Source organism: Nonomuraea muscovyensis, from assembly GCF_014207745.1.
Classification (GTDB): Bacteria; Actinomycetota; Actinomycetes; order Streptosporangiales; family Streptosporangiaceae; genus Nonomuraea; species Nonomuraea muscovyensis.
In genome coordinates this window covers 2,844,768-2,862,883 of sequence record NZ_JACHJB010000002.1, presented here as the reverse complement: position 1 = coordinate 2,862,883, position 18,116 = coordinate 2,844,768, and the positions used below count along the sequence as shown (strand labels likewise).

General features: G+C 73.9%; 21 protein-coding genes. 12 read left to right on the top strand and 9 right to left on the bottom strand.

What is annotated here, in order from left to right; genetic code table 11:
• Positions 1-90: 90 nt before the first annotated feature.
• From FHU36_RS29945 to FHU36_RS29935, 3 genes are all read right to left on the bottom strand, one after another.
• Positions 91-972 (bottom strand): alpha/beta fold hydrolase, encoded by an 882-nt coding sequence (locus FHU36_RS29945; protein WP_185087104.1) that lies wholly within the window; start codon positions 970-972, stop codon positions 91-93.
• A gap of 4 nt (positions 973-976) precedes the next feature.
• The gene (locus FHU36_RS29940) at positions 977-1,393 is read right to left on the bottom strand and encodes a VOC family protein (protein WP_185087103.1); all 417 of its coding nucleotides are present in this window, start codon (positions 1,391-1,393) and stop codon (positions 977-979) included.
• Between the two features lie 108 nt (positions 1,394-1,501).
• Positions 1,502-2,491: an AraC-like ligand-binding domain-containing protein gene (locus FHU36_RS29935; protein WP_185087102.1), complete on the bottom strand. Its 990-nt coding sequence runs from the start codon at positions 2,489-2,491 to the stop codon at positions 1,502-1,504.
• A 46-nt stretch (positions 2,492-2,537) separates the two neighbouring features.
• Here FHU36_RS29935 and FHU36_RS29930 point away from each other — a divergent pair, with 46 nt between their 5' ends.
• The 7 genes from FHU36_RS29930 to FHU36_RS29900 are packed head-to-tail and all read left to right on the top strand — an operon-like array spanning position 2,538 to position 9,147.
• Positions 2,538-2,864, top strand: coding sequence for a PadR family transcriptional regulator (locus FHU36_RS29930; RefSeq protein ID WP_246502605.1), 327 nt, complete (start codon positions 2,538-2,540; stop codon positions 2,862-2,864).
• Entirely contained in the window at positions 2,861-3,742 is an 882-nt protein-coding gene (locus tag FHU36_RS29925; RefSeq protein WP_185087101.1) for a hypothetical protein, read from the top strand. Before FHU36_RS29930 ends, FHU36_RS29925 begins: the two co-directional genes overlap by 4 nt.
• Positions 3,743-3,794: 52 nt before the next feature.
• Entirely contained in the window at positions 3,795-4,640 is an 846-nt protein-coding gene (locus FHU36_RS29920) for a hypothetical protein (RefSeq protein WP_185087100.1), read from the top strand.
• Complete coding sequence (locus tag FHU36_RS29915; RefSeq protein ID WP_185087099.1) at positions 4,640-5,521, top strand: hypothetical protein; 882 nt, start codon at positions 4,640-4,642, stop codon at positions 5,519-5,521. Before FHU36_RS29920 ends, FHU36_RS29915 begins: the two co-directional genes overlap by 1 nt.
• Positions 5,522-5,530: 9 nt before the next feature.
• Complete coding sequence (locus tag FHU36_RS29910; RefSeq protein ID WP_185087098.1) at positions 5,531-7,303, top strand: peptidoglycan-binding protein; 1,773 nt, start codon at positions 5,531-5,533, stop codon at positions 7,301-7,303.
• A complete protein-coding gene (locus FHU36_RS29905) occupies positions 7,296-7,970 on the top strand; it encodes an ABC transporter ATP-binding protein (RefSeq protein WP_185087097.1) in 675 nt (224 codons plus the stop codon). The genes FHU36_RS29910 and FHU36_RS29905 overlap by 8 nt, the downstream gene beginning before the upstream one ends.
• Before the next feature lies 1 nt (position 7,971).
• Positions 7,972-9,147 (top strand): ABC transporter permease, encoded by a 1,176-nt coding sequence (locus FHU36_RS29900; protein WP_185087096.1) that lies wholly within the window; start codon positions 7,972-7,974, stop codon positions 9,145-9,147.
• 5 nt (positions 9,148-9,152) lie between these two features.
• Here FHU36_RS29900 and FHU36_RS29895 read toward each other — a convergent pair whose 3' ends face one another.
• Complete coding sequence (locus FHU36_RS29895) at positions 9,153-9,623, bottom strand: pyridoxamine 5'-phosphate oxidase family protein (protein WP_185087095.1); 471 nt, start codon at positions 9,621-9,623, stop codon at positions 9,153-9,155.
• Between the two features lie 142 nt (positions 9,624-9,765).
• On the opposite strand from FHU36_RS29895, the gene FHU36_RS29890 reads away from it, so the two are divergent.
• On the top strand, positions 9,766-10,863 hold the full coding sequence (locus FHU36_RS29890; protein WP_246502980.1) for a PrsW family intramembrane metalloprotease: 1,098 nt from the start codon (positions 9,766-9,768) through the stop codon (positions 10,861-10,863).
• 12 nt (positions 10,864-10,875) lie between these two features.
• Here FHU36_RS29890 and FHU36_RS29885 read toward each other — a convergent pair whose 3' ends face one another.
• Positions 10,876-12,219: an MFS transporter gene (locus FHU36_RS29885; RefSeq protein ID WP_185087093.1), complete on the bottom strand. Its 1,344-nt coding sequence runs from the start codon at positions 12,217-12,219 to the stop codon at positions 10,876-10,878.
• Between the two features lie 45 nt (positions 12,220-12,264).
• Here FHU36_RS29885 and FHU36_RS29880 point away from each other — a divergent pair, with 45 nt between their 5' ends.
• Positions 12,265-12,786 (top strand): winged helix-turn-helix transcriptional regulator, encoded by a 522-nt coding sequence (locus FHU36_RS29880; RefSeq protein ID WP_185087092.1) that lies wholly within the window; start codon positions 12,265-12,267, stop codon positions 12,784-12,786.
• Positions 12,787-12,818: 32 nt separating this feature from the next.
• Entirely contained in the window at positions 12,819-13,439 is a 621-nt protein-coding gene (locus FHU36_RS29875; protein ID WP_185087091.1) for a pyridoxamine 5'-phosphate oxidase family protein, read from the top strand.
• Between the two features lie 57 nt (positions 13,440-13,496).
• Here FHU36_RS29875 and FHU36_RS29870 read toward each other — a convergent pair whose 3' ends face one another.
• The 3 genes from FHU36_RS29870 to FHU36_RS29860 form a co-directional block, all read right to left on the bottom strand.
• Positions 13,497-13,649 carry a hypothetical protein gene (locus FHU36_RS29870; protein ID WP_185087771.1) on the bottom strand — a complete coding sequence of 51 codons (153 nt, stop codon included), beginning with the start codon at positions 13,647-13,649 and terminating at the stop codon, positions 13,497-13,499.
• A gap of 122 nt (positions 13,650-13,771) precedes the next feature.
• On the bottom strand, positions 13,772-14,218 hold the full coding sequence (locus FHU36_RS29865; RefSeq protein ID WP_185087090.1) for a carboxymuconolactone decarboxylase family protein: 447 nt from the start codon (positions 14,216-14,218) through the stop codon (positions 13,772-13,774).
• A 75-nt stretch (positions 14,219-14,293) separates the two neighbouring features.
• On the bottom strand, positions 14,294-14,752 hold the full coding sequence (locus tag FHU36_RS29860; protein WP_185087089.1) for a hypothetical protein: 459 nt from the start codon (positions 14,750-14,752) through the stop codon (positions 14,294-14,296).
• Positions 14,753-14,819: 67 nt separating this feature from the next.
• On the opposite strand from FHU36_RS29860, the gene FHU36_RS29855 reads away from it, so the two are divergent.
• Both FHU36_RS29855 and FHU36_RS29850 read left to right on the top strand, forming a co-directional pair.
• The gene (locus FHU36_RS29855; RefSeq protein ID WP_185087088.1) at positions 14,820-15,959 is read left to right on the top strand and encodes an MFS transporter; all 1,140 of its coding nucleotides are present in this window, start codon (positions 14,820-14,822) and stop codon (positions 15,957-15,959) included.
• Between the two features lie 99 nt (positions 15,960-16,058).
• Positions 16,059-16,310 (top strand): metallothionein, encoded by a 252-nt coding sequence (locus FHU36_RS29850; protein ID WP_185087087.1) that lies wholly within the window; start codon positions 16,059-16,061, stop codon positions 16,308-16,310.
• Between the two features lie 179 nt (positions 16,311-16,489).
• Here FHU36_RS29850 and FHU36_RS29845 read toward each other — a convergent pair whose 3' ends face one another.
• Entirely contained in the window at positions 16,490-18,106 is a 1,617-nt protein-coding gene (locus FHU36_RS29845; protein WP_185087086.1) for a ParB N-terminal domain-containing protein, read from the bottom strand.
• Positions 18,107-18,116 lie beyond the last annotated feature (10 nt).

Below are 18,116 nucleotides of genomic sequence, written 5' to 3'. Positions count from 1 at the left end.
CGGCGAGGGGGATCCGGACCATGGTTCCGGGTCCCCCTCGCCGCTCTCGCGTTCCGCGGGACGGCCGATCTCTTCCTGGCCGGCGACTTCCTAGCCGGCGACGAAGAACTCCAGGAGCTCCGGTGCCAGCGACCGCGCCGCCACGGCGTGGGTCTGGCCGTCGAGGACGCGATGGGCCGCGCCGGGCACGGCGGCGGCGACCGCTCGGCCCGCGTCGCGCATCCAGCGCGGGCTGTCGGCGCCGTTCAGCACGAGGGTGGGGGACCTGATCGAGGTGAGCAGCTCCGTGGGCAGGGCGTTGCCCGGACCCATGACCGCGGCCTCGTAGGCGAGCGTGTGGGCGAGCGCCTCCAGGCCGGGCCAGGAGGGTTCGGCGCGCATGGCGGTCACCGCCTCGGCCGGGACCTCGGCGGCCGCCACCATGAACAACTCGACCGCGTCCCCGCGCCGGCCCTGCCGCACCAGGCCCTCCAGTGTCGCCGCGAAGCCGGCGGGCAGGCTCGGCGCGCCGGCGCCGACGTGGTACGGGGGCTCCCACAGGGCGAGCTTGCCGACGGCCGGGTCCCGGGCGGCGGCGGTCAGCGCCAGCGCGGCACCGGACGATCCACCGAAGAGCATCACCGGCCCGCCGGACGGCTCACCGGAGAGCGTCACCGGCCCGCCGGACGACCCACGTGCCGACGGGCTCGCCGGGCCGCCCGAAGCTGCCAGGGCGACGAGAGCCGCGAGGTCCTCGACCTCCCGCTGGGCGGTGTGGGGCGGTGTGTCGCCGCTGCCGCCCCGGCCGCGGCGGTCGTAGTTGTAGACCGAGAACCACGGCGACAGCGCGACCGCCACCTCCCGCAGGGTCGGATGGTCCTTGCCGGTGAACGCGCCGTGCACGAGGACCAGGGGCGGCCCGGTGCCGGACCGGTGGAACGCGATGGGGGTGCCGTCGGCCGAGGTCACCTCGCCGGCCACGAGGGTGTCCATGCCGTCAGCTCGCCGGGGGCACCAGGCACAGGGCCGACCACTGGTGGCCGTCGGGGTCGGCGAAGCCGCGCTGGTAGCGCATGCCGTCGTTCAGCGGTTCGCCCACGGGAGTGGCACCGGCGGCGAGGGCCTGGTCGGCCAGTTCGTCCACCTCCTGCGGGGTGTCGAGGCCCAGGACGAGGATCACCTCGGTGCTCTTGCCCGGGTCGGCGACCTCCGCCCGCGCGTACGAGGCGAACGTCGGCTGGGCGAGCAGCATGACCTGGGTCCGCTCGCTGATGACCACGGAGGCCATGTCGTCGGTCGCGCCGTAGAACGGGAACCCGAGCGCGGTGAAGAACGCCTTGGACCTGGCGAGGTCGGACACCGGCAGGTTGACGAACAGCGTGGCGGACCGGGTGGCGGGCTGGGTGCCGGACATCGGTGGCTCCTCTTCCGGGGTGGGGGATGCGTACGTCTCCAGTGTGCTGACCGGCGCCCCGCCGGGCTTGTGTTCCCGTGCCGCCCGCTTGACGATCCGTGCCAGGCGTCAGAGCCGGGCGCGGCGGTACTCGACGGGCGGCATCCCGTACGCCTGTCGGAACACCCGGCTGAAGTGGGCCGGGTCGGGCAGGCCCCAGCGCGCGGCGACGCCGCCCACGGGCACGTCGCGCAGGGCGGGGTCGGCGAGGTCGCGGCGGCAGCGCTCCAGGCGGCGGTGCCGGATCCAGGCGGCCACGGTGCTGCCGCGCGCCTCGAACAGCCGGTGGAGCTGGCGCGGCGAGACGTGGCAGGCGGCCGCGACGGTGCGGGGGCCGAGGGCGGGGTCGGAAAGGTTCGCCTCGATGAAGGCGTCCACGCGCAGGGACAGCGTCCGCGCCCGCGACTCCTCGGGCAGGGCGCCGGCCTGCTCGGCCCGCTCGGCGACGACGGTGGCGAGCAGGTCCATGACGACGGTGGACAGCCGGGCGGCGCTGGCGGGTGAGTAGGTGTCGAGGTCGAGGGTCACCCGGCGCAGCAGGGGCGCGGCCAGTGCGGCGGTGCCGTCGTCCGTGGCGATCGGCACCGCGGTGAGGCGGGCGACGGACTCGTACGGCAGCGGCAGCGCCTCGCGGGGCAGGCTGAACACCGCGAGGTCCACGCCCGCGGTGTAGCCGAGCCGGTAGGGCCGGGCGAAGTCGTAGACGGTGAACTCGCCCGGCCGCAGCCGGGTGGACCTGCCGTCCTGCTCGACCACGGGGCCGCCGGCCAGCGCCAGCACCATCCGGTAGAGTTCGCCGCCGCCCCGGCGGATCAGGCCGGGGGTGCGGTGGACGCTGTGCGGTGTGGAGGTGCGCACCCTGCCGACGCCCACGGGTCCGAGCGGCCCGGCGTCGATCTCGCCGCGCAGCGGCGCGTCGGGGTCGATGCGGATGTCGAGCGGGCCGAGCGTGTCGCACACGATGCTCCGCCAGGACTCGTGGCGCCGGGCGGGCGGCACGTCGTCGGTGCGGATCAGGACGGACATCTCGTCGCCCTTCGTCGGCTGGTTGCCCGCCATCGTAGCCCCGCCGCCGCACGGCGCGAGGCGTGTTATGTTCGGCGGCATGCCCAGGGGGACCGGTGAAGTCAGCGAGCCCATGTACTACGTGCTCACCGCACTGCTCGACGGGCCGTTGCACGGCCACGCGATCATGAAGGTGGTGGCCGAGCTGTCGGGCCGGCGGGTGAGCCCGTCCGTGGGCACCCTCTACGGCGTCCTGGAGCGGCTCAACGACCGGGGCCTGATCGTGGTGGACCGGGAGGAGACGGTCGCGGGCCGCAACCGGCGCTACTTCCGCCTGGCCGAGGAGGGTCGCGCGGTGCTGGAGGCCGAGGCGCTGCGCATGCAGCGGGCCGCCGCCCTGGTCATCGACCGCCCCGCCACGGCGTGACGCCGCTCGAACGCCGCTACCGGCTGCTGCTGCTGGCCTATCCGCGCGCCTACCGGGCCGCCCACGGCGAGGAACTGCTGGGTGTCCTGCTCGACTGCGCCGAGCCGGGCCGTACGGTGCCGGAGGCGCGTCAGGCGGCCGGGCTCGTCGGCGGCGGGCTGGGCGAGCGGGTGCGGCACGCGGCGCGGGGCGACGCCTGGCGGGACGGCCTGCACCTGGGCGTGACGGCCGTGATGGCCGCGCAGCTCGCGGTGCTGTTGCCGTACGCGCAGACGGTTCCCGTGTGGGCGCTGGCGTCCGCGTTCGGGCTGCTGGCCGTGCTGCGCGGCCGCGTGTGGGCGGCGCTGGCCGGCGCGGCGCTGAGCGGGGCGAAGGCCATGATGATCGCCACGGCGTGGCAGCCGGTCGACGTGACGCTGCTGCCGGTCTATCCGGGGTTCTTCGCCGGCCGGCCGCTGTTCGCGGCGAGCGGGCCGGCGATCGTCGCGGTGGGGTACGCGGTGGTGTGCTGCGGCCTGCTGGTGCTGGCCGCCGGGGACCGGCCGCGACCCCGGTCCTGGTGGTGGTTGGCGGCGGTGCCGCCGGCGGCGTGGGCGGGGCCCGCCTGGATGCCGGACGGGCCGGCGCCCGCGATCGGCCTCGGCCGGCTGGCGCTTGAGGTGGGGGTGCTGTGCCTGGCCGTCTGGGCGGCGCGCAAGGCTCGTGACGCGCGCTGGGCGCTCGCCGCCTCGCTCTACCTGCTGGTGGTCTCCGCCCAGCTCGCGGAGCATCTCACCGGCCTGACGCGCCAGCATCTGGCCTACTGGGGACTGCTGGCGGTGCTGACGGCCGCCGCGGCGTTCGTGCCGGGAGACCATCGCCGCGCCGTCCTGGATTGACCATACTCCGTTAAACGGAGTATGGTCCTCTGCCATGCCCAGACGATCACTAGTGGCTGCGGCCTTGCTCGGCGTGCTCGCCGGATGCCGGATGAGCACGACGGTGCAGTCCTCGGCCGCGCCCGCACCCGAGAAGGACACGGCCCGCCAGATCCAGGCGGCGCTGGCGGACTGCATGAAAGGCAGGGGCTTCACGTACGTCCCGTTCGTGGCGCCCCCGCTCGAGTTCGGCGACGAGCAGGAGAAGGCGCACGGCGGCGACCACGCGGCGATGAAGGCGGAGCGCTCGAAGCGGGGCTTCGGCGTCTTCTACCACCTCGTTCATCCGCACCAGCCCAAGGACGTCGACGACCCCGGGGCCAACCCGAACTGGAAGATCAAGAGGGATCTTTCGCCCGCCCAGCAGGAGGCCTACGACAAGGCGGAGCCGTCCTGTCAGGCGGAGGCGATCACCAAGGTCACCGGCAAGGTCGTGAAGTCCGAAGAAGACCGGTTCGCCCAGATCAACCGGCTCATCGACCAGACCGTGAAGCGTGAGCTCGACGGGGACCCGGAGCTCGTCGGCCTCGCCTCGGCCATGGCCGACTGCCTCTCCGGCAAGGGCCACCGGATGACCTCGACCAAGCCGACGGCCCTGCACACCTGGGGGTGGGACCTGTTCACCGCGCAGAAGAACGAGATCGCCAAGAACGACGACATCCCGGACACCGGCCTGCCCGAGGGCGAGTACTACGAGCCGAGCCGGTTGAGCCCCGTGGAGGCGCGCCGTCACCTGGACCGGGAGATCAAGGTCGCCCTGGACGACCTGGAGTGCGGCAAGGACTTCTACGCGGCGTACCAGCCGAGGTTCCGGCAGATCGAGCGGCGGATCAGCGAGCAGTTCGGGGTGATGGGCTGATGATCGTACGATCGGCGCCCGCGGTGGCGGCCCTCGCCCTGGTCCTCGGAGGGTGCGCGACGAGCACGGCCACGCCGCCGTCGGCCACGTCCACGTCCACGTCCACGTCCACGTCGCGACAGGACCGCGAGCACCAGGTGCAGGTGCTCAAGGCCGACTGCATGAAGGGCAAGGGCTTCAGGTACGTCCCGTTCGTCTACCCGGACACCCCGCCGTCGGAGGAGGACCGGCGACTGCAGTCCGGCGACTACGAGGCCGACAAGGCCTACCGGGCGAAGTACGGATTCGGGATCTCCTCCATACTCGTCTACCGCGACGAGCTGCCGGGGAGCGTCACCCCGCCCGAGAATCCCAACCACGCCATCAGGAACGACCTGTCGGACACACAGCAGAAGGCGTACGCGAAGGCCTCCGACACCTGCGAGGCCCAGTCCATCAAGAAGGTCACCGGCATGGACGTCACCTCCGCCCATGACCACGGACTGAAGGTCAACGTGCTGATCAGCCGGCGCATGCGGAGCGAGGTCGACGGGGACCCCCAACTGGTGCGGCTCGCCTCCGCGATGGCCGACTGCATGGTGGCCAAGGGCCACCGGATGACCTCGGCCAAGCCGCTGGACGTCGCCAAGTGGGGCGGCGCGATGATCGGCCGGGAGTTGCACGAGCTGGCGCGCAAGGACGACGAGTCGATCCCCGCGTACGACCCGGACAACGACTCCGGCTACCTTCCGAAACTCTCGCCTGCCGAGGCCCGCCGCTTCCTGGACAGGGAGATCAGGCTGGCCCTGGACGACCTGGAGTGCGGCAAGGACTTCTACCGCGTCTACCGGCCGAAGGCCGAGAAGATCGCGGCCGAGGTCGGCGAGCGGTACGGCCTGTAGCCGACGATCATGAAATCCCCTCGTAAGGTTCTGCTCATCGTGCTCGCCGGCGTCCTCGTGATCGCGGGCGCCGGATGGGCCGTCAGCACCCGCCTGCGCTCCCCGGCCGACGAGGCCGCGCTGCGCAGGCCGCCGAGACCGTCGCTGGTCACGGCGCCCGTCGAGCGGGTCAAGCTGACCAGCACCGTCGTCGTCAGCGGCACCCTGGAGTACGGCTCCCCCCTCGCGGTCACGCTGGCCGGTGTCGTCGGCGGGCAGGACGCGCTGCAGCGGGCCACCCGGGCGCCGCGTCCCGGCCGGCTCAGGGAGGGCGGCCTGCTCATGGAGGTCAACGGCCGCCCGGTGTTCGTCCTCACCGGCAAGGTGCCGATGCACCGCACGATCGTCCCCGGCGCGAAGGGGGCCGACGTCAGACAGCTCCAGCGGGCGCTGCGCCGGCTCGGCCACCGGCCGCCCGTCACCGGGGTGTTCGACCGGGCGACCGTCGCCGCCGTCACCCGCTTCTACGCCAGGAAGGGGTACACCGCCCAGCAACCGACCCTGGAGGCCAGGCAGCAGCGCGAGACGCTGCGCAAAGCCGTACGGACCGCGCGCGAGACCCTCGCGGCGGAACGCAGGGCGCTCGACGCCGGCCGGGACGTGCTGCCGCTGAAGACCAGGATGAGCAACGCCGAGGCGGACCTGAAGGCGGCCGAGCGCGCGCTCGACCGGGCCGTGCGGCAGCGGCTCACTCCGGAGGAGGAGACGAGGTGGGACGCCGCCGAAGCCGCCGTGCGGGCCGCCGAGGAGAAGCTCCTGGAAGCCGAACAGGCGCTCGCCGAGGCCACGAGGCCGCCCACCGCCGCACCCACCGCATCCACTGCCGGGCCCACGCCCACGACCACAGCACCCTCTCCGGGACCCGCGCCCACGCCGCCCGCCGACACCCGGTTGCCGGAACTCCGGGTCGCCAACGCCCGGGCGGAGCTGGACGCCGCCCGGGCGGCTCTCGACCGGCTGGAACGCGAGGCCGGCGAGGCCCGGGCCGGGCGGCTGGAGGAGGCGCGCAAGACCGTACGCGACAGGAAGGAGGCCCTGCGGACCGCCGAGCAGGCACTGCGCCAGGCTCGGCACCTCTCACCGGCGCGGCTCAAGGTGGCCGGCGCGAAGGAGGACCTGGCAGCCGCGGGGGCGCTGCTCGCTGAGTTCGAGCGCACGTACGGCACCACCATCCCGCCCGGTGAGATCGTCTTCTTGCCCAAGCTGCCCGTCCGCCTGCACAAGACGCAGGTCAAGGCCGGTGAGACAGTCGAGAAGGCGGTCGCCACCGTGACCGGCTCGTCGTTCGTCGTCGCGGGCGCCGTCGAGGCCGCCGACGCCGACCTGCTCAAGGAGGGCATGCGGGCGGTCATCGAGACCGAGACCGGCAGGACGTACCCCGCCACGCTGACCGCCATCGGGGAGCGGGCGGCCGGCGTGGCCGCCAGGCAGAAGGACGACGGCGAGCAGGAGGCCGGCTCCGAGCCCGTCCTGATCACCCCGTCGTCGGCGGCCGGGCTGAAGCGCTGGTCCGGGGAGACGGTCACGGCCCGCGTGACGGTCGGCGCCACCGGCGCGCAGGTGCTGGCCGTCCCGTCGGCCGCCGTGGTGACCGCCGCCGACGGCCGCCCGCGGGTGCAGGTCGAGGTGGCGCCGGACCAGGTCAAGGAGGTCGAGGTGCGCACCGGGCTCACCGCGGACGGCAAGGTCGAGGTGACCGGCGACCTGCGCGCGGGCGACCGGGTGGTGGTGGGCGGTGTCTGAGCCGGTCATCGAGCTGGCGGGCATCGGCCGCGACTACGCCGCCGACCCGCCCGTGCGCGCCCTGTCGGGCGTCAGCCTGAGCGTCGGACGGGCCGACTACCTGGCCGTCGCCGGCCCGTCCGGCTCCGGCAAGTCCACCCTGCTCAACGTGCTCGGTCTGCTCGACCGGCCGTCCACGGGCAGCTACCGGCTCGACGGCGTCGAGACGACGACGCTCGCCGACGGCGCGCGGACCAGGCTGCGCGGCCGGCGCATCGGGTTCGTGTTCCAGGCGTTCCACCTGCTGGCACACCGCAGCGTGGTGGAGAACGTGATGCTCGCCGAGCTGTACGGCCGGCACCCCCGGCGCGGGCGGCGCGAACGCGCGCTGGCCGCGCTGGAGCGGGTCGGGCTCGGGCACCGCGCAGGGTTCCCGCCCGACCGGCTGTCCGGCGGCGAGCGGCAGCGGGCCGCCATCGCCCGCGCGCTGCTCGGCGGCCCGTCCCTGCTGCTGTGCGACGAGCCCACCGGCAACCTCGACAGCCGCAACACCGAAGGCGTCCTCGACCTGTTCGACGAGCTGCGGGAGCAGGGCCTGACCATCATCGTCATCACGCACGAGAGCGAGGTCGGCGAGCGGGCCGCGCGCCGGGCCAGGATCGTCGACGGCGTGCTGACGGAGGAGTGACATGGACGTGCGCGACCTCGCCGGCGAGGCTCTCGCCGGGATGCTGGCCCGGCCGGTCCGGACGGCGCTCACCACGCTCGGGACGGTGCTCGGCATCACGACGCTCGTCGTCACGCTCGGCGTGGCGGCCACGGCCGGCAACCAGATCGTCGGCCGGTTCGACGAGCTGACCGCCACGGCCGTCACCGTGGACGTGCCCGAGCACGACTCGCCGCTCGTGGCCTGGGACGCCGTCGACCAGGTGACCCGGCTGCGCGGCGTGTCGTCGGCGGCGGCGCTGGCCGAGAGCGACGAGAGCGCGAACGTCGCCGTGCGCGCCAACCGGCTCGTCGACCCGACCAGGGCCGGTGGGCGGACGCTCACCGTGGTGTCCGCCACACCCGGCCTGCCGTCCGCCGCGCGCGGGCGCATGATGCTGGGCCGCTTCTTCGACCAGGGGCACGTGGCCAGGAAGGAACGGGTCGTGGTGCTCGGTGAGCAGGCGGCCCGGCTGCTCGGCGTCACCAGGCTCGACCGGTCGCCCGCCGTGTTCATCGGCGAGCAGCCCTACACGGTCATCGGCGTTCTCGGCGACCTGCGCCGCGAGCGCAACCTGAGCAGCGCCGTGCTCATCCCGCCCACCATCGGCCGCAGGTTCGGACTGCGCGACGTCACCCGGGTGCTGGTCAACACCCGGCTCGGCGCCGCCGAGCTGATCGCCGGGCAGGCGCCGGCCGCGCTCAGCCCCGGCCACCGCAACCTGCTCCAGGTCACCGCCCCGGCCACGCCGACCAGGGCGCGGGACGCCGTGCAGGGCGACGTCAACGCCCTGTTCCTGATCCTCGGGCTGGTCTCGCTGGTCGTCGGCGCCGTCGGCATCGCCAACGTCACGCTGGTCACGGTGATGGAGCGCAAGCCCGAGATCGGGCTGCGCCGGGCGCTGGGCGCGGCGCGCCGGCACATCGCGGGCCAGTTCCTGCTGGAGTCGACGCTGGTCGGGCTGACGGGCGGGGTGATCGGCGCCAGCCTGGGGGTGGCGGCGATCGTGGCGATCTCGGCCGCCCGGCAGTGGACGCCCGTGCTGGACGTGCGGCTGGCGGCGGCGGCGCCGCTGGCCGGGGCCGTGGTGGGGCTGCTGGCCGGGCTGTATCCGGCGCTGCGCGCCGCCCGCATGGAGCCGGTCGAGGCGCTGCGCTGAGGGGGTCAGGGTCGGGTGGCCGGGACCACGGTCCCGTACAGCCGCGTCACCCGCAACCTGATCACCATGCGCCGGTCGGCGACCATCCGCCGCAGGTACGCGGCCTCCTCCGCCGCGTCGCGGGGCTCCGGCCGCAGGGCCAGCAGCTCCCGGCTCACCTCGTCGCCCGGCTCGGTGCTCACCGGCGACAGCTCCGCCAGGCCCTCGGCCACCGCGAACGACCCGAAGTCGTCGCTGGCCACGTAGAGGGCGCCGCGCGGGTCCTCGTGCAGCCGGCCCACCTTGAGCCGGTCGGCGGTCGTCGAGATCCGCACCACCCGCTGGGCGGGGTCCCAGGCGTACCGGACCGTGGACACGTGGGGGCGGCCGCCGCCCGTGCCGGTCGCCAGCGCGCCGAACCGCTGGCTGCCCAGCAGGCTCGACAACTGCTCGTCCCCGAGAGGCGCGCCGCCCGGTCCGTGGCTTTCGTCCGGCATTAGTGATTTTCCTCCCTCTTTACGGGCACTGTACCGGCGTTCCGCAGAAACGCACGGGTGGATCGGGGCCCGCAAGCGGCCGTCAAGCGTCCGTAGATGCCGCGGATCCATAGTGGGAGGCCCCAGGGAGAAAGGCGTGACGATGACGGTCCACCTTCGGTCCGCGCTGCCGATCCACCGGCCCAGCAAGGCCCTGCTGATCGGCCTGGTGATCTCGAGCCTGGCGGCCGTCGTCGTGCTCGGGATCTTCATGGCGGGCGGCGGGCCCGTCGGCTTCGGCCTGTCGCTGCTGCTGGCGGTCGCGCCGCTGCCCGTGCTGCTCGCCGCGGTGCTCTCCCTCGACCGGCTGGAGCCGGAGCCGCGCCTGCACCTGGCGTTCGCGTTCGCGTGGGGGGCGGGCGTGGCGGTCGTGCTGGCGATCGGGCTCACGCTGGCCGGCGAGGCGCTGTTCGCGCGGGCCGGGTACGGCTCGCAGGTGGTCGACGCGGTGGGCACCGTGTTCCTGGCGCCGGTGATCGAGGAGGCGCTCAAGGGGTCGGCCTTACTGCTGCTCCTGCGCCGCAGGCGGGAGATCGACGGGCTCACCGACGGCATCGTGTACGCCTCCCTGGCCGGGCTCGGCTTCGCGGCCGTGGAGAACGTCGGCTACTACCTGAGCGCGTACCTGCAGGGCGGGATGGGCGCGACGATGCAGCTCTTCCTGATCCGGGGGCTCATCGACCCGCTCGGCCACCCCGTCTACACCTCGATGATCGGCCTCGGCGTGGCCTACGCCCTGACCCGGCGCGGGCCCGCCCGGCTGGCCATGATCCCGCTCGGCTACCTCGCGGCGGTCGTCCTGCACGGGCTGTGGAACGGCGGCGCCTCGATGCAGTCGCTGCCCTGGCTCGGCGGCGCCTACCTGGTCATCATGGCTGCGCTGGTGCTGCTCGTCGTGGTGACGGTGCGCGAGCGCCGGCAGCTCGTCGGCCGGATGGGGGCCTACCTGCCCTGGTACCGGTCCACCGGGCTGGTCACCGAGCAGGACATCACGATGCTGAGCTCGCTGCCCGGCCGCAGGCGCGCCCGGAAGTGGGCCAGGGGCGAGGGCCTGGGCCGGGCGATGAGCGACTACCAGCAGGCGGCGACCGAGCTCACGCTGCTCCACCTGCGGGCCGAGCGCGAGGGCGTGGACCCGGACCGGTTCGCCGCCGAGCGTGACGCGCTGCTCGACGTCATGGCGCGCGCCCGCCGCTGGTAGCGCGTGCCCTGCTCAGCGACGGGTGAGCAGGGCCACGAGCGCCATGGCCGCCGTCAGCGCGACGCACGCGGCCACCGCCACGGTCGTCCCCTGCGCCGGTCCCCACTGCGCGACGGCCCCCGCCACGCCGGCCGCCCCGAGCGAGCTGCCCACGTAGCGGGCGGTGTTGTTGACCCCCGAGCCCATGCTCACCCGGTGCGCCGGCACGCTCTCGATCGCCAGGTGCGTGATCGAGGAGTTGATCAGCCCCGACCCGACCCCGCTCACCGCGAGCCCGGTGAGGACGAGGTCGAGCCGGAACAGCGAGCCGACGCCCAGCAGCGCCGCGAAACCGGCCGCGGTGAGGGCGAGCCCGGTCGCCAGGCGCGCGGCCGAGCCGAGCCGCAGCCGCCCGCCCAGCAGCGACCCGGCGAACGAGAGCACCGACCAGAGACCGAACAGCAGGCTCGTCTGCAGCGGCGTCAGCCCGTGCGCCTGCTGCAACACGGTCGGCAGGTAGGCGAGCAACCCGACGATCGCCGCCCCGACCACCAGCGCCCCGCCCGTCGCCACGAGGAACACCGGCCGCCGGAACAGCCCCAGGTCGAGCAGCGGCTGCGGTCGGCCGCGCTCCACCGCCACGAACGCCGCGACCAGTACGGCCGCCAGCGCCAAGGCCCCGACCACGACCGGGCGCGACCAGCCGAGACGCCCCTCGGTCACCCCCGCGACCAGCGCCGTCACGCCCAGGCCGAACAGCATGACCCCGGGCAGGTCGAGCCGGCGCGGATCGGCCGAGCGCGACTCCGCCAGCCTGCGGGCCGCCACGACCGCGAGTGCCAGCGCCGAGACGGCCGTCAGCCAGTGGATCGCCCGCCAGCTCGCCGCCGCGGCCAGCGCCCCGGACAGCAGCGGGCCCACCGCGGTGCCCAGCCCGATCATCGCCCCGTACCTGCCGGTCGCCCGCACCCGGTCACGACCCGCCGGATAGGCGTGGCCGACCAGTCCGAGGCTCGCCGCGAGCATCGCCGCCCCCGCGCCGCCCTGCGCGAAACGCGCCACCACGAACACCGGCACGGACGTGCTGAGCGCCACCGCCGCACTCGCCACCGCGAGGACCGCCGACCCGGCCACGAGCACGCGCCGGCGTCCGTGGTCGTCGGCCAGTCCGCCTGACACCAGCAGCAGCGCCGACAGCCCCAGCGCGATCGAGCCGAGGATCCACACCGGGCCCGTCGGCCCGGCGCCGAGCGCCCGTGCCGTGTCGGGCAGCGTGACCATCGGCGCGGTGAAGGCGGTCAGCACCAGCAGGGGCGCGGCGGACGCCACGGCCAGCGTCGTCCCCGGTCGCCTGGTCAGTTCAGTCATTGAACTCATGGACGGGACGGTACCACGGTTCGGTGAATGAACTAAGGTGGGTGCATGGCGCTCGGCAAGAACTACGACGGCCAGGACTGCTCGCTGGCCAAGGCCCTGGAGCTGATCGGCGAGCGGTGGACGATGCTCGTCGTCCGCGACGCCCTGTACGGCGTGCGCCGCTACGGCGACTTCCTGGCCCACCTCGACATCCCCCGGGCCGTCCTGTCGCAGCGGCTGACCACCCTGGTCGAGGCCGGCGTGCTCGACCGGCGCCGCTACCAGGACACCCCGCCGCGCGACGAGTACGTCCTCACCGAGACCGGCCGCGAGCTGTGGCTGCCCCTGCTGGCCCTGTCGCACTGGGGCGAGCGCCACCTCACCCGCACCGGCCCGCGCCGGCTGTTCTTCCACGCGGCCTGCGGCGGCCGGCTCGACCGGGCCGCCACCTGCTCCGGCTGCGGTGCCGGGCAGGTGCCGGTCGAGGAGGTGGAGGTACGGCCAGGCCCGGGCCTGGAGCACCTCCGCGACGACCCGGTCAGCGCGGCCCTGCGGGTGCCCCACCGGATGCTGGACCCGCTCCCCTGACAAGATGGGGCCGGACTTCGAAGGGAGATCGTATGAGCTGGGTGGAAATCGGGTCCGAGACCGAGTTGCGGGAGCTGCTGGGCGAGGTCAAGCCGCGCGCGGCCACCAAGGAGCGGCCCCGGCTGCACGAGCGGGACCGGCAGTGGCTGGCCGCCTCGCCGTTCTGCCTGATCGCCACCTCCGACGCGGAGGGCGGCTGTGACGTGTCGCCGAAGGGCGACCCCGCCGGCTTCACGTACGTCATCGACGACAGCACGATCGCCATCCCCGACCGGCCCGGCAACCGCAGGGCCGATGGCTTCCACAACATCCTGCGCAACCCGCACGTCGGGCTGCTGTTCCTGATCCCCGGCCGCAACGAGACCCTGCGGATCAACGGTCGCGCCCGGCTCCTGCGCGACGCCCCGTTCTTCGACGAGATGATCGTCAAGGGCCACCGTCCGCACCTGGCGATCGTCGTGGAGATCGACCAGATCTTCTTCCACTGCGCCAAGGCCTTCATGCGCTCCTCGCTGTGGCGGCCCGACCGCTGGGGCCCCGACCCGCTGCCCTCGCACGCGGCGCTGGTCAAGGAGGTGCAGCAGGTCGAGGAGCCGATCGAGCGGCTCGAGGCGTACTACGGCGACTCCTACGCCAATCAGCTCTACGCCTGACGGCGGACGGACGACGGCCCGCGCCCCCGTGAAGGGGGAACGCGGGCCGTTCGGTCGCTAGGCGGCGGGCGTCGGCCCGCCGGGGAAGCGGATCACGTTGCGACCGGTGTAGGCGCGCAGGTCGACGACCTTGGGATCGGGGGGTGCGGGCCTGCGGCGGCCGGCCGAACGGATGTCACGAACCTTGTGCCTGACGACATGCGGTGACACCACCGCCAGCCTCTTCAATGGAGCCCCCCGTGATGTTGCTGTTACCAAAGTTATCTACAGATACATCCGTAAGGCCAGTGTAAGAAGAGACTCGGCAGGGAAATCGTGTGCCGGACGTCTCGCTACGCGCCCGCCGGCACCTGGCGGGTCGGGACGGCGATCCGGTTCCAGGCGTTGATCATGGCGATCGCGACCACGAGCGTCGCGAGCTGCTCGTCGTCGTAGTGCCCGGCCGCCTCCTGCCACACCTCGTCGGGCACGGCCACCCGGTCGGCCAGCCGGGTCGCCTCCTCCGCCAGCGCGAGCGCGGCCCGCTCCGCCGGGGTGTAGCAGGTCGCCTCCCGCCAGGCCGCCACCGACCAGATCCGCTGGTCGCTCTCGCCGCTCCCCTGCAGGTCGCGGCTGTGCATGTCCACGCAGAACGCGCAGCCGTTGATCTGGCTGACCCGGAGCTTGAGCAGCTCGATCGTGCCGTGCGGCACGCCGCTGCCGGCCAGGAAGCCCTCCACGGCGAGGAAGGACTTGAACGCCTCGGGGGCGAGTTCCGCCACGTTGAGCCGTGGGCTCATCGTGAACCTCCTTGAGTCGGGATGTCGTACCGAGCCAAGGACGGGACAGCCCCGCCGGATGTGACAACCTCGCCGCTACCCCTGGCAGTTGCCCCAGGAGGTGCGGCCGCCCCACGCCGTGATCTTGTTGTCCGGGTCACGGGTCCAGCCTTCGTACGTCACGCACTTCCAGCTTCCGTCGACGTGGCCGGTCTCGGCGTAGTAGCGGTAGCGCTGCACGTCCTCCGACCTGCCGCCACCCTTCACCACCAGCCGTGCGCCGGTGACCGTGCGCTCCCCGGCCCAGCGCGTCTTGATCGCGGCCACGCAGTTCTTGCCGCTGCGCTTGCTGTACATGAGGTAGACGTGCCCGTATACCGTTCCCTTGCGCGTCTTCATCGCCCGGTGACCGTCCTTGACGCGGTGGAAGCCCTTGCCGCAGACCTGCTCCGGGGTGTAGGCGGCCGTGGCGTGGGCGGCGGCGTGGGCGGCGGCGGGCGTGGCGGCGATCCCGCCGGCGACCAGGGCGGCCGCGATGATCGTACGCGTGAGCACGGTGCTCCTTCCGTCGAATGGCATCGTCGATCTTTACCATGGGCTGACGACCGCGTGAGGGGAATCGGTGAAATATCGGGGCACTCCGCTCATCCTGGTCTGCGCGGCCTGGGGAGCCTTCTGGGGCGCGTGGTCCGCGCTGCTGCCGGCGGTCAAGGACCAACTCGGCGCCTCGACGGCCGAGCTGGGGTTCGCGCTGACCGCCGTGCCCGTGGGGGCGATCCCGGCGATGGCGCTGACCGGCCGGCTGGCCCGGGGGAGGGAGCGCGAGGCCCTGCTCGGGGTCACGGTGCTCTTCGCCGCCGCGGTCGCGGCGATCGGGTGGACCCGGTCCCCGGCGGCGTTCGCGGTGACGCTGCTGCTGCTCGGAGCCGCCAGTGGCGCGCTCGACGTCGCCCTCAACCTGGCCACCGGCCGGGCCGAGCGGGAGAGCGGCCGCAGGCTGTTCCAGCCGGTGCACGCGGCCTTCCCCGTCGCCGTCATCCTCGCCGCCCCGGCCACCGGGCTGGCCCGCCAGCTCGGGCTCGGCACGGAGGCGGTGCTGGCGGCCGTCGCCCTGCTGGCGGTCGCCGCCGCGGCCGGCCTGCTGCGGCTGCCGATGGGCCGCGGCCCCGCCTCCGGCGGGCACCGCGAAGGTCGGCGCCGGTGGTCGCACGCGGTGGTGCTGGGCGGGCTGGCCGCCTGCGTGCTCGTCGTGGAGAACGCGGTGGAGCAGTGGTCGGTGCTGCTGCTGGAGGAGCACCGCGCGGCGTCGGCCGTGCTGGCGGGCGCGGCGCCCGCGGCGTACATGGCGGCACTGACCGCGGGCCGGCTGATCGTCCAGGCGCTGCCTCCCGTGCCGATGCGCGCCCTCTACCTCGTGGCCGGGCTGGGCGGCGGGGCGGGCATCGCCCTGGCAGGCTGGGGCGGGCCGGCCGGGCCGGGCTTCGGCCTCGGCACGGGCCCCGGGCCGGTGGCGGTCTCCCTGGCGGGCTTCGCGCTCACCGGCCTCGCCCTGGGCCCGGTGGTGCCGGCGCTGCTCAGCCGCGCCGCCGCCGACGACCCGGGAGGCACGCTCGTGTCGGCCGTCTCGGCCATCTCCTACACGGCCTTCGTCGCCAGCCCGGTCCTCGTCGGCGTGCTGGCCGCCTGGCAGGGCCTGCCGGCGGCCCTGGCCCTGCTCGGGCTGCTCGCCCTCCCGCTCCTGGTCCGCGCGCTGCGCCCCTGACCTTGTTCGGCACCTGGCCCGAATATGGGCAGCGGTTGGGACAACCCGGGCACGGGACCGGGTATGGCACCCGCGAGCCCGCAGCCCGAGGAGAGCACCATGGCCGTCTGCGAAACCTGTGGCAACGACTACGACATGTCGTTCGACGTGCACGCGCAGGGCGCGGTGCACACCTTCGACTCCTTCCAGTGCGCGATCCAGGCCATGGCGCCCATCTGCGAGCACTGCGGCACCAGGGTCATCGGGCACGGCGTCCAGTCGGGCGAGCACTGGTACTGCTGCGCCCACTGCGCCCGCCAGGAAGGCAGCGACGGCATCGTCGACCGCGTCATGGCCGGGATGGCGCGGTAGCGGTCAGCCCGCCTCCTCGCCGGCCACCGCGAAGCGCCGCCCCTCCTGGTCGGAGCGGGCCGGCGCCTCGCTGAGGCCGTCACGCAACTACAGTCCGGCCGAGCATGTCGGCCAGGCTGACCAGCAGCCAGTGCTCTTTGTCACCATCCCCTCATGGCGGCTGAGCCGATCATCCACGCTCAGCCGTCGCCCGGGCCGTGCGCGCCTCGCTCCCTCATCCAGTCCGGCAGCATCCTCTTGTTCATGTCCCAGCCCTCCAGCACGTCCCTCATGTGCCGGTAGCCCAGGAAGGGCAGCTGCACCTCCTTGAACGGGATCTCGTCCAGCACACCCTCCGACGCCCGCAGGCGATGATTGCCGTCGACGACGAACATCCGGCCTTCGTGGTGCACCACGAAGATGGCGCGGCCCACCCACCCGTCCCGCGTCATGTTCTCCCGGATGCGCGCTATCTTCTCCTGGCTGTACTGCCCCGCGGGCGGATCGGTCGGCTCGAAGCGGTACGGGGAGGCCGTCCCGGCGCTGGGCGGTGTCGCCTGCACGGCCACCGGCGGGGGCGGCTCCTGCGCGACCGGCGGTGCCGGTTCCCGGGGTTCGGGTGGTGTCGGGCGCTGCGCGAGCGGGGGTGTCGGGTCCGGGGGTTCGGGTGGTGCCGCCCGCTGTGGGAGCGGGGGTGTCGGGTCTGGGGGTTCGGGTGGTGCCGTCCGCTGCGCGACCGGGGGTGTCGCCGTGGGAACGTCCGGTGGTGCAGCGGTCCCCGCTCGCGCCGGCGTGGCGGCCCGCTGCGCGGTGGCGGTGGCGCGGGGGCTCCGGGCGGCGAGAATCCGGCGCAGGCGGGCCTGGACGCCGCGGACCACGGCGTGGCCGAGGAGCTGTTCGAGCCGGCGACGGAAGGCGGTCACGAAGCGCTTGGCGATGCCCCGCAGCCCGGCGATCACCGCCCGCGCGTTCAGCGCGCCGATCCCGCCGCCGAGGACGGTCGCCATCGCGGCCCACACCAGCGCGGCGGCCACGAGGCTCGCCAGCACGAGCAGGAACCGTTTGACGCCCGCGACGAAGCGGGCGGACAGGTCGTGGAAGTCCGCCAGGGCGTCCAGCGCGGCGGCGAGGCTGGACAGGTGCCCGGAGTCGTCACCCTCGTGGTGGTAGCCGGCCCAGAACGCGATGGCGGTCTCGATGGCGTCCCCCGCGTTGTTCACCCTGGCGTGCCCGACGGCGTGGTGGGCGAGGGGGATGATCTCTGTGGTGAGCGCGCCGGCGCAGGCCCGGTAGGCCACGGCGCACGCGCGTAACCGGCCCTCGTCCTGGGTGGGCCACGGCACGCCCAGCATCGCGAAGGCGGTCTCCAGGCTCGGCGGGAGCATCAGGCCGTGCTCCTGGTCGGCCGTAGCCGGTGCGGCCCCGCGCGCTTCGACCGGCACGCGGCCGGACGAGTCCGGTACCCGGTCGGAGTTCGCGAAGCGGGTCGCGCTCGTGGCCGGATCCACGACGCCGTCCAGCGCGAGAACGGTGGCCAGGGCGGAGCCCCGGGCGGTGGCGTGCAGGTCGGCCATCGTCTGAAAGCCCGCGCCGCTCCCGTGGAGGTTGGCGTGCAGGTGACGGCAGGCCGTGCCGAGCAGCTCGTTGACCTGGTCCATGGCCATGCTGACGACGCCGACCCCCCAGGGCGAGCGTCCGCCGCCGGCGGTGACCGCCAGCAACGTCTCGGTGTGCCGCCCGAACAGCTCGGTGGCCTCCCTCAGGTCCCGCGCGGCCCGGGTCAGCGACGCCTCATGGATCTTCACTCCCGATCTCACCGGCACATCA

Bases quoted from the DNA above. Each gene is read 5' to 3' on its own strand.
- FHU36_RS29945 (WP_185087104.1), bottom strand. From the start codon at position 972: ATGGACACCCTCGTGGCCGGCGAGGTGACCTCGGCCGACGGCACCCCC.
- FHU36_RS29940 (WP_185087103.1), bottom strand. From the start codon at position 1,393: ATGTCCGGCACCCAGCCCGCCACCCGGTCCGCCACGCTGTTCGTCAAC.
- FHU36_RS29935 (WP_185087102.1), bottom strand. From the start codon at position 2,491: ATGGCGGGCAACCAGCCGACGAAGGGCGACGAGATGTCCGTCCTGATC.
- FHU36_RS29930 (WP_246502605.1), top strand. From the start codon at position 2,538: ATGCCCAGGGGGACCGGTGAAGTCAGCGAGCCCATGTACTACGTGCTC.
- FHU36_RS29915 (WP_185087099.1), top strand. From the start codon at position 4,640: ATGATCGTACGATCGGCGCCCGCGGTGGCGGCCCTCGCCCTGGTCCTC.
- FHU36_RS29910 (WP_185087098.1), top strand. From the start codon at position 5,531: ATGAAATCCCCTCGTAAGGTTCTGCTCATCGTGCTCGCCGGCGTCCTC.
- FHU36_RS29900 (WP_185087096.1), top strand. From the start codon at position 7,972: ATGGACGTGCGCGACCTCGCCGGCGAGGCTCTCGCCGGGATGCTGGCC.
- FHU36_RS29895 (WP_185087095.1), bottom strand. From the start codon at position 9,623: ATGCCGGACGAAAGCCACGGACCGGGCGGCGCGCCTCTCGGGGACGAG.
- FHU36_RS29890 (WP_246502980.1), top strand. From the start codon at position 9,766: ATGACGGTCCACCTTCGGTCCGCGCTGCCGATCCACCGGCCCAGCAAG.
- FHU36_RS29885 (WP_185087093.1), bottom strand. From the start codon at position 12,219: ATGAGTTCAATGACTGAACTGACCAGGCGACCGGGGACGACGCTGGCC.
- FHU36_RS29880 (WP_185087092.1), top strand. From the start codon at position 12,265: ATGGCGCTCGGCAAGAACTACGACGGCCAGGACTGCTCGCTGGCCAAG.
- FHU36_RS29875 (WP_185087091.1), top strand. From the start codon at position 12,819: ATGAGCTGGGTGGAAATCGGGTCCGAGACCGAGTTGCGGGAGCTGCTG.
- FHU36_RS29865 (WP_185087090.1), bottom strand. From the start codon at position 14,218: ATGAGCCCACGGCTCAACGTGGCGGAACTCGCCCCCGAGGCGTTCAAG.
- FHU36_RS29850 (WP_185087087.1), top strand. From the start codon at position 16,059: ATGGCCGTCTGCGAAACCTGTGGCAACGACTACGACATGTCGTTCGAC.